The sequence below is a fragment of the Actinoalloteichus sp. AHMU CJ021 genome, assembly GCF_002895405.1.
In the GTDB taxonomy this organism is placed as follows: domain Bacteria; phylum Actinomycetota; class Actinomycetes; order Mycobacteriales; family Pseudonocardiaceae; genus Actinoalloteichus_B; species Actinoalloteichus_B caeruleus.
This window is the reverse complement of record NZ_CP025990.1, coordinates 5,763,986-5,778,210: the sequence shown is the minus strand read 5'-3', so window position 1 is coordinate 5,778,210 and position 14,225 is coordinate 5,763,986. Positions and strand designations below refer to the sequence as shown.

Genomic DNA, 14,225 nt, shown 5'->3' with positions numbered 1-14,225 from the left:
CACACACCTCCTTGTGTGTCGCTGAGTCAGATGTCGCTGAGGTCAGCTGGATGGAAGTCAGCCGCGACGTCGGCGGCGGGGTCGGTCGGGCGCGGGGCCCGACGGCGGACCGGGGAGGACCGGCGTGGGTCAGTTGATGTGCGAGCCACCGTTGATGTCGAAGGTGCCGCCGGTGATGTAGCCGACGTTCTCGCCCGCGAGGAACGCGATGGTGGCGGCGACGTCCTCGGTGCGGCCGTTGCGGCCCACGGGGATGTCGGCGACGATCCGCGCCTTGCGCTCCGGCGTCATCGCCCCGGCCGTGATGTCGGTGTCGATCAGGCCCGGGGTGACGGCGTTGACGACGACGCCGTGCTGCCCGACCTCCCGGGCGAGGGCCTTGGTCAGGCCGAGCACGGCGGCCTTGGCCGCCGAGTAGTGCGAGCCACCGAACACGCCGCCGCCGCGTTGCGCCGAGACCGAGGACAGGTTGACGATCCGGCCGTAGCCCCGCTCGATCATCCCGGGCAGCACCCGCTGCGTGACCAGGTAGGTCCCCGTCACGTTCACCTTGAACACCAGGTCCCACTCGGCGTCGTCGATGTCGAGGAACCGGGTCGGCCGGGTGATGCCGGCGTTGTTCACCAGCGCGGCGACCGGCGGCAGGTCCGAGTCCTCCACTTCGGTGATGGCACGGTCGACAGCGCCCCGGTCGGTGACGTCGGCGGCGACGCCGACGGCGGGCACCCCGTACTCCTCGCTGATCAGCGTCGCGGTGCGGGCGGCGGCGGCCCCGTCGATGTCCAGCACGGCGACGGCGAAGCCGGCGGCCGCCAGGTGCCGGGCGGTCTCCCGGCCGATTCCGCGCTCGGAACCGGCGCCGGTGATGATCGCGGTGCGGGTGCTGTTCTGGCTCACGGTGTTTCTCCTACGAATGTTCACTCGTTGTCGCGTGCGGTGCCCGGGGGCCCGAGGTCAGGTGAGGAGGCCGGCGATGGTGTCCCGGGCCTGGGCGACCACCGGGACCCGGTCGGCCTCGTCGACGTCGTGGGTCTCGAGTTCGAGGACGTACCGCCCCTGGTAGCCCCGGCCCTCCAGCGTCTCGACGAGTCGCGCGAAGTCGGCGCGCCCTCGCCCGATGCTCAGGTTGATGTCGCCGGGGCCGCTGGCGGTCTCGGGAACGGCGTCGCGCAGGTGGACGTGCTCGGTCCGGTCCGCCACCTGGTCGGCGAAGGCGATCTCGTCGGTACCGCTGGCCACGACGTGGCTGACGTCGTAGACGAAGCCGGCGACCTCGGTGGGTACCAGCTCGAGCAGGGCCAGCGCGCGGTCCTCGGAGTGGCAGAACCGGAAGTGGTGCAGGCCCTCGGTGACGAGGCGGACCCCGGAGGCCGAGGAGAGGTCGGCGAGGACCGCGAGGTTGTCGGCGATCCGGCGGAGGTCCTCGGTCTCGGTGGTGAAGGGGGATCGGGACTGGGCGCCGCAGGGGACGATGAGCAGGCTGCCCAGTCGGGAGGCGAGCTCGACCAGCGGCGTCGCCCGCCGGACCAGCGTGTCGTGGTCCAGGGCGGGGTCGTTGAGCGGACCGGGGTCGACGTTCAGGCCCCAGGTGGCCAGGCCGCTCGCGAGCACGGCGTCGGCGATGCCCGGCCCCTCGTCGACCAGCGGGGTCGGCACGTGGTCGCACACGCCGGGCAGGCCGCCCAGGTCGATGCCCTCGATGCCGAGCGAGACGATGAGCGCGAGGGCCTCCGGCAGCACGCGGCGACGGAACGAGATCGTCGAGCAGCCCAGCCTCGGGGACGTCACTGACGCACCGTGTTTGCTGCCCGGCTCCTCCATTGGAACCATTGAGTTACCTCCACCCGGACGTGTGGCGCACAGTAAACGTCCTCGTTCTGTCGACCGTCAACAGTCAACCGAAATTTGATGCCAACATGTCCGCTAAGGTTGAGATCGCTCATCGGCGCGAGGGGGTAGAAGCACACGTGTCACTGGACGTTCCAGCTCTGACCGGGGTCGAGCGACAGACGCTGCGCGAACAGAGCCTGCGACGACTTCGGGAGGCGATCCGCAGCGGCCAGCTGGCCCCGGGCACCCGCCTGATCGAGACGGAGCTCAGCAAGGCGCTGTCGGTGTCCAGGGGGACGTTGCGCGAGGCCCTGCGGCACCTGGAGCAGGAGGGGCTGGTGGCCGCCGACGAACGGGGCCGTTTGCTCGTCCGTGCCCTCACCCGGTCCGAGGTGATGGACATCTTCGCGGTCCGGGGGGCGCTGGAGGCCCTGGCGGTCGAGACGCTGTGCTCCGCCCCCGACAGGACCGAGATCGTCCGCGAACTGCGCGCCGCTCTCGCCGACCTCCGCGATGCCGGTGACGACCTGGACGACCTCGCCGAGGCGGACCTCGCCCTGCACACCCGGATGTGCGAGCTCACCGGGAACTCCACGCTCGCTCAGTCCTGGTCGCACATCTCCGGCCTCACCAGGGCCACGATCACCAGGGCTGGGCCCGAGCTGGCGTTGCGCAACATGGACTGGAACCGGCACCAGCCGATCGTCGACGCCATCGAGGCGGGCGACGCCGCCCGGGGGCGGGAGGTCGTGCGCGAACACATGATGGACGCCGCCCAGCGCATCGTCGCCCTGCTCGACGTCTGATCTGACCTGCCCCGCGCCGCCCGTCGACGGGCGGGCGGACGGCCCGGCCCGGACCCCTCGTCCGGCGGGACACCCTGGTGACCTGGCCACACGACCGCCGCACTCGGGCTGGGGCCCGAGGGAGACCGGGGCCGGAGCGGCCCGGTCGTGCGGCGCCGCCCACCGGAGGCGGCGCCGTCACCAGGTCAGAGCTGGTCGACCGAGGTCACCGTGAGGACCGCCGTTCCCTCCTCGTCGGAGGCCGCCAGGTCGACCTCGGCGCTGATCCCCCAGTCGTGGTCGCCGGCGGGGTCGTCGAAGATCTGCCGGACCAGCCACCGACCGGGTTCCTCGGTGATGACCAGCAGAGCCGGCCCCCGGGCGTCGGGACCGGTGCCGATCTCGTCGTGTTCCTCGAAGTAGGGCTCGAGGGCGTCCCGCCAGGCCTCGGCGGTCCACCCCGCGCCGCCGTCGAGCTCGCCCAGCTCGTGGTACCGGCGGCGGGCGGCGAGTTCCACCCGGCGGAAGAGCGCGTTGCGCACCAGCACGCGGAACGCCCTCCGGTTCGCCGTGACCGGCGGCGCCGTGTGCTCGACGACCGGGGCGGCGGCCTCGCCCACCTCGACCGGGTTGACCAGCCGTTCCCACTCGTCGAGCAGGCTGGAGTCGACCTGGCGGACCAGTTCCCCCAGCCACTCCACGAAGTCGTTGAGCTCCTCGGTCTTGGCGTCCTCCGGCACGGTCTGCCGCAGGGCCTTGTAGACGTCGGCGAGATACCGCAGGACCAGTCCCTCCGAGCGCGCGAGCCCGTAGAAGGCGACGTAGTCGGCGAAGTCCATGCCGCGCTCGTACATGTCCCTGGCCACCGACTTCGGGGACAGTTCGTGGTCGGCGACCCACGGGTGCCCGCGACGGTAGGTGGTGAAGGCGGCGTCGAGGAGCTCGGCGAGCGGCTTGGGGTGGGTGACCTCCTCCAGCAGCTCCATCCGCTGCTCGTACTCGACCCCCTCGGCCTTGAGTTCCGCGACCACCTCTCCCCTGGCCTTGAACTGCTGGGCCGAGAGCACCTGCCGGGGGTCGTCGAGCGTGGCCTCGATGACCGAGACCACGTCCACCGCGTAGCCGGGGGCCTCGCGGTCGAGGAGCTCGATGGCGGCCAGCGCGAAGGGCGACAGCGGCTGGTTGAGGGCGAAGTCGAACTGGAGGTCCACGGTCAACCGGACCCGCCGGCCGTGCTCGTCCGGCTCGTCGAGCCGTTCGACGACACCGGCCGCGAGCAGGGCGCGGTAGATCGCGATGGCCCGCCGGATGTGGCGGAGCTGCCGACGGCGGTCCTCGTGGTTGTCCTCCAGCAGCTTGCGCATCGCGGCGAAGGCGTCACCGGGGCGGTCGATGACGTTGAGCAGCATCGAGTGGCTGACCTGGAAGCTGGAGTGCAACGGCTCGGGCTGCGCCTCGGTCAACTTCTTGAAGGTCGCGTCGCTCCAGGTGACGAACCCCTCCGGCGGCTTCTTCCGCACGACCTTGCGCCGCTTCTTGGGATCGTCGCCCGCCTTGGCCAGCGCCTTCTCGTTCTCGACGACGTGGTCGGGCGCCTGGACGACCACGGTGCCGATCGTGTCGTAACCCGCTCGCCCCGCCCGTCCCGCGATCTGGTGGAACTCGCGGGCGCGAAGGATCCTGGTCCGCACGCCGTCGTACTTGCTCAGAGCGGTGAACACGACGGTGCGGATGGGCACGTTGATGCCGACGCCGAGCGTGTCCGTGCCGCAGATGACCTTGAGCAGGCCGGCCTGGGCCAGCTGTTCCACCAGCCGCCGGTACTTGGGCAGCATGCCCGCGTGGTGCACGCCGATCCCGTGCCGCACCAGGCGCGACAGGATCTTGCCGAAGCCGGGGGCGAACCGGAACCCTCCGAGCATCTCGGCGATCGCGGCCTTCTCCGCCTTGGTGCACACGTTGATGCTCATCAGCGACTGCGCCCGTTCCAGCGCCGCCGCCTGCGCGAAGTGCACCACGTAGACGGGGGCGTCGTTGGTGGACAGCAGCTCGCTGATCGTCTCGTGCAGGGGGGTCGTCACGTAGCGGAAGAACAGCGGCACCGGACGCTCCGCCGAGGCGACCACGGCCGTCGGCCGGCCGGTGCGCCTGGTCAGGTCCGCCTCGAACCTGCTCACGTCGCCGAGGGTGGCCGACATCAGCAGGAACTGGGCCTGGGGCAGCTCGAGGATGGGCACCTGCCAGGCCCACCCGCGGTCCGGCTCGGAGTAGAAGTGGAACTCGTCCATCACGACCTGGCCGACGTCGGCGCGGTCCCCGTCCCGCAGGGCGATGTTGGCGAGGATCTCCGCCGTGCAGCAGATGATCGGCGCGTCGGCGTTCACGCTGCTGTCGCCGGTCATCATGCCGACGTTCTCCGGCCCGAAGATCGCGCACAGGTCGAAGAACTTCTCCGAGACGAGAGCCTTGATCGGGGCGGTGTAGAAGCTGCGGACGCCCCCGGCCAACGCGGTGAAGTGGGCGCCGACCGCGACGAGGCTCTTGCCTGACCCGGTCGGGGTGTTCAGGATGACGTTCGCCCCGGAGACGACCTCGATGAGCGCTTCCTCCTGGGCCGGGTAGAGCTCGGTCCCCCGCTCGGAGGCCCAGGTCGCGAAGGACTCGAAGAGCGTGTCGGGGTCGGGGTCGTTCGGCAGCAGGTCGTTGAGTCTCATGGTGATGTGGATCGTGCCTCGTCTCGGAGGGCGGGGAGAACCGGGGTGCTGGCCGGTTCCTCCCGCGGCGGCCGCCGCCCCTGGTGCGGGCCGACGGGGTGGGTTGTGGGGGTGCGGGATGGTTCTCGGGGTTGGGAGGTGATGGTGACGTGGAGTTGGTTTCACTTGACACTGAAGCAACCGTGCGCACTGAAGGAGGCGGCGCACTCCAGGGCGCGCCCCTGGTCGGCCCGACTCAGCTCGCGTGCACGGCCACCGCGGCACCGGTCGCGACGGCCACCTGGATGTCCGCGAGCACCGTGCGCAGTGCCGGCGCGGCCTCGCCACTGCGTTCGGTGAGGGCCGCCAGGCGTTGCTTGTGCTGGCGCTTGTCCCGGCGCGGCACCACCGACGTCACGGAGCCCGCCGACAGCAGCGAGACCATCGCCGCGTCGAGGGCGTCCACCCGCTCCACGGGTTCGGTCCCCGTCAGCACCTCGACGACTCGACGGCGCAGCGAGGTCACCGTGTCCCCGTCCTCTACGACGACCCGTTCGACGGGGAGGACACCCAGCGCGAACTCGCGACGACGCCGCAGGTAGCCGCGCTCCTCGAGCCCTCCCACGACCTCGTCCACCGCCGGGCGGGGCCGCCGACGCACCCACGCCTTCCAGGCACGCGGGCGCTCCTGGGCGATCTCCCGCAGGACGCCGTCCAGGAACGGGTCACCGGTGGCCTGGGCCCGCAGGCACGAGGCGCGTCCCCGGGAGTCCACGAGCCGGCCGGCCAGCAGGAGCTCGGTGAGCGCCCCGGCGCGCAGCAGGTAGCCAACCACCTGCCTGCTGTCCAACCGGTTCGACCGGATGTCGCAGCATGCCAGCAACAGGCGCCCGGGGAGTGTCTCCGGCAGTCGCGGTCTGGGCACTCTCGTCTCCCGTCCTCGTGCTCCGCGCCGGAGGTGTCGACGGCGCACCCTCGTTCGATGGCGCACCATTCAACCAGCATCCACGCGGGAACGGGACCGCTCACCCGCCGCGAGGCGGCTCATCGCTCAGGTCATCCGACCGCTGCTCCCCGAGTCGATGAGGCCACGCATCTCCTCGGGCAGGGAGTCGCGGACGCGGTGCAGCGTCTCACCCTGCGTGGCCTCGCCGAGGACCTCCAGCACCACCCGGGCGTCGTAGACCGCCTTGGGCGGGTCCACCCCGGCGCGGCGGGCCACCCGGTGGGTGAACTCGTCCAGGTCGAACCGCTCGCCCGACCCGGCACCCCCCATGGTGATCGTGCGGCGGAGGCTCACCGCGATCTCCCGGGGTAGTTGGGCCGCCAGGTGTTCGGCCTGCGGTTCGGGTATCCGTTCGCCCAGGGTCTCCAGGGTCGCCCGGGTGACACCTTCGGCCTGCCCCCGACTGGACAGGCGCGCCCGGTGTTGCACGGCGCCGATGAACTCGTCGTGTCGCATCCGCCCCACCTCCTGCCTGGTGTCGCCGTCCGAACAGTCGGGGGTTACCCGGCTCGTCAGGGCATTACCCGCACGACGCCGTGGACGTTCCGACGGGCACGCGAGGAGGGAGGTTGAGTCATTCGGAACACGCGGATGACAGCGAGGTTCGAAGCGTGGACGCCCTCTGCTAAGATTCAACACCCTGCACAGCAGGAAGTGGAGCGTTGAGGGCAACGCCCTGACAAACTAGCAAGGGACGGAGACCGTTGTCAAGCACCTCGCGTCACGCGGACACCGACGGCAGGGAAGCCGAGCTCCGCGCGGAACAGGACTACGTGTCCATGCTCTACGGGCGACTCGACGCGCTCCGCTACGAGGCCTCCGACAAACATGCCACGGTCCTGCGGGAGAACGACCCGGAGAACCCGCAGGAACGCTGGGAACGCGACGTGTCGGCGGGGATGTACGCGGAGCGGCTGTCCCGGTTCCGGGAGGTCGAGGACGGGTTGTGCTTCGGACGGCTCGACCTGGACACCGGTGAGCGCAACTACATCGGTCGGTTGGGCCTGTTCGACGAGGGCAACGAGTACGCCCCGCTCCTGATGGACTGGCGCGCCCCCGCCGCTCGCCCCTTCTACACCGCCACCGCCGCCTCCCCCGAGGGTGTGCTGAAGCGCCGGCACATCCGCACCGTCGCGCGGACGGTAAAGGCGGTCGACGACGAGGTCCTGGACGTCACGGCCGCACGAGGCGACCGGCCCTCCTCCTCGCTCACCGCCGAGGCGACGCTCTTCGCCGCGCTCGACGAGAGCCGGACGGGGCGGATGAAGGACATCGTCGCGACCATCCAGCAGGAGCAGGACCGCATCATCCGTTCCTCGCGCAACGGGGTGTTGGTCGTGCAGGGCGGTCCGGGAACCGGCAAGACCGCCGTCGCCCTGCACCGCACCGCCTACCTGCTCTACACCTACCGCGACCAGCTCGCCAAGCGCGGCACCCTCGTCGTCGGCCCCAACCCCACCTTCCTGCGCTACATCGAGCAGGTGCTGCCCTCGCTCGGTGAGACCGGCGTGCTGCTGGCCACGGTGGCCGAGCTGTACCCCGGCATCAGCGCGACCCGACGCGAGTCCCCCGAGGCCGCGGAGATCAAAGGCCGAGGGGAGATGGCCAAGGTCGTCGCCAAGGCGATCAAGGACCGCCAGCTCGTACCCCGGCAGCCCGTCGAGCTGACCGTGGAGATGGAGCCCGTGGTCCTGGACAAGACCATCGTCACGCAGGCCAGGACCCGCGCCCGCCGCTCCCGCCGGCCGCACAACGAGGCGAAGGAGATCTTCGTCCGCGAGGTCATCGCCGCGCTCGCCAGGCAGATGGCCGACCGGCTGGGCAGCCACCTGCTCGAACGGGGCGACCTCACCGACATCAGGGCCGAGTTGGAGGAGGACACCGAGCTGAGGAGGACGCTGGACGAGCTCTGGCCCACCCTCACCCCGCAGCGGCTCCTCTCCGACCTGTTCTCCTCACCCGACCGGTTGCGGCGTGCCACGCCGAAGCTGAGCGACGAGGAACGGGCCATGCTGCTGCGGCCCAAGGCCGGGGGCTGGACGCCGGCGGACGTCCCGCTGCTCGACGAGGCGGCCGAACTCCTCGGCAAGGACGACAGGGCCGCCAGGAAACGGGAGGCGCGCCAGCGGCGGCGGGAACTCGCCTACGCCCAGGGCGTCCTGGAGATCCTGGAGCTTGAGGAGGAGCTGGACCCCGAGCTGCTGCGCGCCACCGACATCGTCGACGCGCGCCTGCTGGCCGACCGCCACGAGGAACGGCGGTTCGAGACCACCGCGGAACGCGCCGCCGCCGACCGGACCTGGACCTACGGCCACGTCGTGGTCGACGAGGCCCAGGAGCTCTCCGACATGGCGTGGCGGATGCTGATGCGCCGCTGCCCGAGCAAGTCCATGACACTGGTCGGGGACGTCGCCCAGACCGGCGACGCGGCCGGTACGAGCTCGTGGGGAGCCGTCCTGGACCCCTACGTCAACGACCGGTGGCGGCTGGAACAGCTCACCGTGAACTACCGGACTCCGGTCGAGATCATGGCCGTCGCGGCGGAGGTCCTCACCGCGATCGACCCGGCGTTGGAGGCACCCAGTTCGGTCCGGGAGACCGGTTCCCACCCGTGGAGCACCCGGGTACCCGGCGCCGAGCTGGCCGAGCGGGTGGCGGCGCTGACCGCGGCCCAGGTGGAGGAGGTCGGCGACGGCCTGGTCGCCGTCCTGACCCCGCCCGCGCTCCTGGCGGAGGTGGGCAGCGCCGTCCACGCGGTGGTACCGGACGCGGCGACCGGCGAGGGCGGCCCGGAGGCGCTGACCAGCAGGGTGACGGTCCTGACGGTGGGTGAGGCGAAGGGCCTGGAGTTCGACGCCGTGCTGGTCGTGGAGCCCGCCGAGATCCTCGCGGGTTCGGCCCGGGGCCTGAACGACCTCTACGTCGCGCTCACCAGGGCCACCCAACAGCTAGGGGTGGTGCACAGCACTGATCTCCCACCCAGCCTGACCGGGCTGCGCCCCCGGGGCTGAGGCCGATCCCCGACACCGGGGTCGGGGGTTGGTCGGGGTGGCGGGAGGGTCGTCGCCGGGACGGATGGGTTCGGTTCGCACTGAAGTGACGCACGTGGATGAACTGAGCTGAGGAACGTGCCCCACGGATCCCGGGGCGCGGGCGGCACCACCCGAGGGCACGGGGTGGCCGGGGCTCGAGCAACGCCGTCCGCCCCGAGGCCCTGACCGGTCGCCACCGGGAGTTCGCCCTCCCGCGGCGTCAGAACTCGAGCACCACCTGGACGGTCGGAACCCGCCGGTCCGCCACCGCCGACAGCGCCTCCACGCCGTGGGCGAACGGGACGACGTGGGTGATCGCGTGCTCCCGCACCGCCGGACCGTGCGCGCGGAGCAACCGCACCGTCTCCTCCGCCAGTCTCGAACGGTCCCACACCGCCCCTGTCCCCACGGGCAACCTGCCGCTGCGAACGCCGCGGAGGACCAGACCGTTGTGGTGGAACTCCTGGCTGAGGTCCACGTCGGTCAGGCCGTCGCGGTAGGTGGCGAGGTCGATGACCGTGCCCTGTGGGCGGACCGAGCGGAGCGCGGTGGCGAGGCTCTCCCCCGTGCCCCGGCACTGGAAGACGAGGTCGGCTCCCCGCTCGACGGTGTTGTGGCGCCAGGCGCTCTTGCAGTACTCCCAGGCAGGCAGTTCCGCCTCGTCGACGGTGGGCAGCCCGAGACCACGGGCCGCCGCCAGGCGGGTCGGGTCCCGGTCGGCGACGACGACGGCCGCGCCGTGGTGGGCGGCGAAGAGCGCGGTCAGCAGGCCGACCATGCCGGCGCCGGTGACCAGCACGCCACGGTCCCGGACCCCGTCTCCCAGGCGTGCCGCCGGAGCCGGCGCGGCGTGCAGCAGCGCGTTCGCGCACAACGGCCCCAGTTTCGCCAGGTAGATCCCCAGCACGGGGTCCAGGTCCGGCGGCACGGGCATCGAGAAGTAGTCCCGCCGGGAACGCTGCCCGGTGCGGTGGCCGTAGGACATGGCCAGCACCTCACCCAGTCGGACCGCGTGCGAGCGGGACTCGACGACCTCGGCCACCTCCATGAATCCCAGGCGGCTGATCGGGTATCCCACCGCCGCCTCGCCGGGGACGAACACGCCGTGTTCCCGGTGCCAACCGTGCGTCAGGTAGGGGTGGGTCCCGTCGACGAACGACGCCTCCGCGCCCGAGGAGAGGCCGCTGAACAGGGTTCGGACCCAGAACTCCTCCGGTCCCAGCGCCGCCTCGACGGAGTCGAAGAAGTCGGGCACGCCCGGTGCCCGCACCCCCAGGGACCTCACCGGCCAGGACTCAGTGGGCATGGGCGTGCCACCTGAGGTCGGCCGCACCCCCGGTCCGGGTCGCCTCGGCCACGGCCACGGCGACGCGGTGGCTGCGCAGGGTTTCGGTGTAGGGGGCGCGCACCCGGTTCTCCTCCCCTCCGACGGCGCGGACGAAGTCGCGATCGGCGCGCAGCACGGCGTCGGCCTGGGCGTCGTGGACCTCGCACCGCCCACCGTGGTCGACGAGGAGCTGAGTGCTGCGCAGGTCGAGCGCGAGCCCTTCCGCGACGACGCGCAGACCGGGGCGGGGGTTGGGGGACGGCGCGGGGGTGGCGGCGAAGCTCCCCGCCGCTCCCCCGGCGAACCGGAGGGACACCGCCGAGGTGTCGGCGGCGTCGGGTTCCGGGGGGCACGTGGTCGGTCGCCCGACGGCCCAGGCCTGGGCGATCTCCCCGACCAGGAGCCGGCAGAGGTCGACCAGTTGGTTCGTCTGTTCGATGAGTTGACCGCCCATGCGCCGCTGGTCCTCCCACCACGCCGTCTCGTGGGTGCGTGCCGCCCAGCCGCCGATGACCATCCGCGCCGGGTTGTCGGCGAGCACCTCGGCCGCCCGTTCGACGGTGTCGAGGTATCGCCAGCGGCACCCGGTCGCGGTGACGACGCCGCGCGCGTCCACCTCGGCGGCGATGCGGTCGGCGATGCTCAGGTCCACGTCGAGCGGGCGCTCCACGAAGAGCGCGAGGGAGCGTTCCAGGACGGCGAGCTCCGGGCCGCCGTGCTCGTGGGCTGGGACGCAGAGGTAGACGGCGTCCAGGCTCGGATCGTCCAGCAGGGCCCGGTAGTCCACGTGGGCCTGGGCGTCGCAGCGTCTGGCGAGGTCGGCCGCGCGGGCGACGTCGGTGTCGGCGACGGCGACCACGCGGGCCTCGTCGAGTTCGAGCAGGTTGAGCGCGTGCCGGGTGCCGAGGTGCCCTGCTCCGATGATGCCCACCGAGACGGTCATGGCTTCCTCCTCACACGCGGCGCCCGTGGCCGCGCTCCGGGCTGGGGGTCGTGGTGTCACCGTGTCGACTGGGCCGGCGGTGCGGGACTCCTCCTCGTCGGACGTCCTGGTGGCGGTGGGAGCCGCGGAGCCGGCTCTGGGTGCGTCCACCGCCACCACTCCCCGCCCTGGCGCGTCGCCGGGCGCGCGGCGCAGCCGACGGGGCCGCCGAGGGGCACGGACCGACTAGCACCCACCGCGGCTCCATCACGTCACTGGTCCCGTCTCGGCCGTCCGTGCGCGTGCGTCGTCGACGGTGGGGCCAGTCAACCGAGCGTCACCTGGGCTGGTCAAGACCCGGCGGCGTGGTAGCTGTGCGTGACCAGCCGAGGGGTCCGTTCGTCCGCGCAGGTCGTGTTCCGGACGGCCGACGACCCGAGCCGTCGAACGGAGGATCCCCTCGACGGGCCCGCCTCGGCCGGTCCCTGGCGGCGCCCGTCCCCGGTCGGAGCATCCGGTCCACCCGCTGGCCCACCACTCACCGGTGGTCGGTCCGGCAGGTCGTGCGGGAGCCGACCCACGTCGGCCCCCTGCTCACCCGAACGGGTGAGGCGGGGCGTCCGGGTGCAGCGCGGACTCCGTCCGTTCGTCCGCCGGCAGCCGACGAACGGCCGGCGCGACCACCCGCATCACCACCGTGTCGCGGTTCATGGGCAGGTCGAGCGTGGTGGGTACCGCCACGACGTCGTCCCCTCCGTACTCGGCCAGCACCGAGGTGACCTCCGGCCCGGGCTGGTCGAGTTCCTCGATCCAGCCCGGCTCGTACGGGGTGCTGCCCTCGAGGAGGACGGCCAGGGAGTTCTGGTGGTGGTAGGCGTGCACCGAGTGCTGGATCGGATCCAGCGGAGCCCGGTCGGCCCGCCCCCGGAGGGCGGCGAGCGCCGCGGCCGCCGCGCCGGTGCGCATGCTCCACCGCACCATCAGGGCCTCGTAGACGGCGACCCCGACCGCGGAGACCAGGCTCTCGTCGTCGAGGGTGGGGACCGCCCTCGCGCCGAAGCTCTGCCGGCCGCCCTCCGCGTCGGTGAGCGCGACGGCGACGCACCCGCTGCCCTCCGGACCGGGGATCAGGAAGGCCGTGCAGCGGAGCTCCAGGGTGCTGATCGGCCGTCGCAGATCCTCCGGGACGAAGGTGTCGGGCAGCACCATCCGTTCCGCGCCGTCGTACCAGGCCCGGGCCAGTAGGTCGCGCTCCAGGATCTCCAGCGCGGCGTGCCGGACGGCGCTGATCGGGTCCTGGTGGGCGGCCAACCCCGGTGACCCGGCCAACAGCAGGCCCCGGCACTGGGGTGGGGGACGGTGCCGGAGGAAGACCGCCGAGGCTGGCACCAACACCTCGTCCCCCTCGATCAGGGAGAAACCCCGCACCCACAGCATCAGGGACTGCCGCCAGCCGGGATCGGTGATCTCCGGCCAGGAGAGCGGGTCGAGGGCCAGCCTGCCGGACCTGCGCAGCTCGTCGAAGCTGGCGACGATGTCCGCTCGCTGCTCCTCGACCCGGGCGGACAGGATGTTCTGCATCCGCTCCAGCAGTTCCGAGCGGGCTCTCGGCGTCGCGTCGTCGGCGGAGGGCCCGGCGGCGGAGCCGATCACCACGGGAGCACCCGCCGCCGCCGAGGTCGGTCCGAACGCGTCCGTCCGCGCCGCGGTACGCGCGAACACCACGTTGTCGCAGTCGGGGAAGGGGCGGAACACCTGCACCGGCCACGAGACCGGCCGGGGTCGTGCGAGGCGTCCCGCAGCGGTGGTGGTCGGTTCACCCGTCGTCATCGGTTGCCTCCTGGATTCGGTACTGCTGCGTGCCTGTCAACGCCAGGTACGTCGTCGCTCGCCGGTGTCCGAGATGATCGGAGGGGCCGCGTGCGGGGACGGCGGTGCCTCGTCCGGTCGGTGGACGGGTGGGGCCGGACCCGGGGTTCGGCGGGTGACAGGCACCCGGGACGAGCACAGGGCGGAATCCACGACCTGCCCTCCCGCGTCGCCGGGACGCGGGGGACGTCGTGGGACGTCGCCACCGGCGGAGGTCACGGGGTTCCGCTGTCGCCTGGTCCTGAATAGCCGCCTGCCGTGGGAAGTGGTCCATCGGTTCGCCTCCCCCGAGCCGTGCCCGTGCGAACGGTCGGAGCCGGTCGGGGGAAGCCGACGCCGAAACCGCGTCCGGGGGGTGGTCGCCAGGTGGAACGGGGCTCCCCGCCCCGATACCGGCGGCGGTCCGGATCCCAGTCCTCCCCTCCCCGGATTCGTGCCGACCGGGATCACCCGGTCCGGACAACTCGACTATCACCGATCACGGCGCCGAGAACAACGCACTTCGTGACAATGCGACCTCATGGAGTAGTGGCGTTCGCGGGAAGAACGGGCTGGGGCCCGCCGGCGGCGGGGCGGCGCGATGTGGCGCGCATTCGGCGACACGCCGCCGGGTCCCCGGGAAAACCACGCCGTCCCTCGATTCCGGTCGGCCCTCGGTTCCGTAGGCCGCGACATCACGGTGCGTGCCGCCCGGGCGTGTTCGCGGGGGTGGGGACTTTTCCCCTGCGTTTCGCCCGCGACATCCTCGCGAACTCGTCCGA

10 protein-coding genes are annotated in these 14,225 nt (G+C 72.0%); 2 read left to right on the top strand and 8 right to left on the bottom strand.

The window, feature by feature from the left end:
- Positions 1-129: 129 nt before the first annotated feature.
- Entirely contained in the window at positions 130-897 is a 768-nt protein-coding gene (locus C1701_RS24240) for an SDR family NAD(P)-dependent oxidoreductase (protein ID WP_026418092.1), read from the bottom strand.
- A gap of 57 nt (positions 898-954) precedes the next feature.
- The gene (locus tag C1701_RS24235) at positions 955-1,788 is read right to left on the bottom strand and encodes a sugar phosphate isomerase/epimerase family protein (protein ID WP_337661929.1); all 834 of its coding nucleotides are present in this window, start codon (positions 1,786-1,788) and stop codon (positions 955-957) included.
- Positions 1,789-1,916: 128 nt separating this feature from the next.
- Between C1701_RS24235 and C1701_RS24230 the strand changes: the two genes are divergently transcribed.
- Positions 1,917-2,636, top strand: a complete 720-nt coding sequence (locus C1701_RS24230; RefSeq protein WP_248783864.1) for a GntR family transcriptional regulator — start codon at positions 1,917-1,919, stop codon at positions 2,634-2,636.
- 185 nt (positions 2,637-2,821) lie between these two features.
- Here C1701_RS24230 and C1701_RS24225 read toward each other — a convergent pair whose 3' ends face one another.
- The 3 genes from C1701_RS24225 to C1701_RS24215 form a co-directional block, all read right to left on the bottom strand.
- Positions 2,822-5,329 carry a DEAD/DEAH box helicase gene (locus C1701_RS24225; protein WP_030105660.1) on the bottom strand — a complete coding sequence of 836 codons (2,508 nt, stop codon included), beginning with the start codon at positions 5,327-5,329 and terminating at the stop codon, positions 2,822-2,824.
- Between the two features lie 235 nt (positions 5,330-5,564).
- Complete coding sequence (locus C1701_RS24220; protein ID WP_051313704.1) at positions 5,565-6,233, bottom strand: GOLPH3/VPS74 family protein; 669 nt, start codon at positions 6,231-6,233, stop codon at positions 5,565-5,567.
- 126 nt (positions 6,234-6,359) lie between these two features.
- The gene (locus C1701_RS24215; protein ID WP_026418097.1) at positions 6,360-6,770 is read right to left on the bottom strand and encodes a DUF2267 domain-containing protein; all 411 of its coding nucleotides are present in this window, start codon (positions 6,768-6,770) and stop codon (positions 6,360-6,362) included.
- Positions 6,771-7,018: 248 nt separating this feature from the next.
- Between C1701_RS24215 and C1701_RS24210 the strand changes: the two genes are divergently transcribed.
- A complete protein-coding gene (locus C1701_RS24210; protein WP_026418098.1) occupies positions 7,019-9,325 on the top strand; it encodes a HelD family protein in 2,307 nt (768 codons plus the stop codon).
- A gap of 241 nt (positions 9,326-9,566) precedes the next feature.
- Here C1701_RS24210 and C1701_RS24205 read toward each other — a convergent pair whose 3' ends face one another.
- The 3 genes from C1701_RS24205 to C1701_RS24195 all read right to left on the bottom strand — a co-directional run bounded on the left by C1701_RS24205 (position 9,567) and on the right by C1701_RS24195 (position 13,425).
- Positions 9,567-10,652 (bottom strand): zinc-dependent alcohol dehydrogenase, encoded by a 1,086-nt coding sequence (locus C1701_RS24205; RefSeq protein ID WP_026418099.1) that lies wholly within the window; start codon positions 10,650-10,652, stop codon positions 9,567-9,569.
- Positions 10,642-11,616: a Gfo/Idh/MocA family protein gene (locus C1701_RS24200; RefSeq protein ID WP_051313706.1), complete on the bottom strand. Its 975-nt coding sequence runs from the start codon at positions 11,614-11,616 to the stop codon at positions 10,642-10,644. Before C1701_RS24200 ends, C1701_RS24205 begins: the two co-directional genes overlap by 11 nt.
- A gap of 573 nt (positions 11,617-12,189) precedes the next feature.
- Positions 12,190-13,425 (bottom strand): YcaO-like family protein, encoded by a 1,236-nt coding sequence (locus tag C1701_RS24195; RefSeq protein ID WP_026418100.1) that lies wholly within the window; start codon positions 13,423-13,425, stop codon positions 12,190-12,192.
- Between the last annotated feature and the right edge of the window lie 800 nt (positions 13,426-14,225).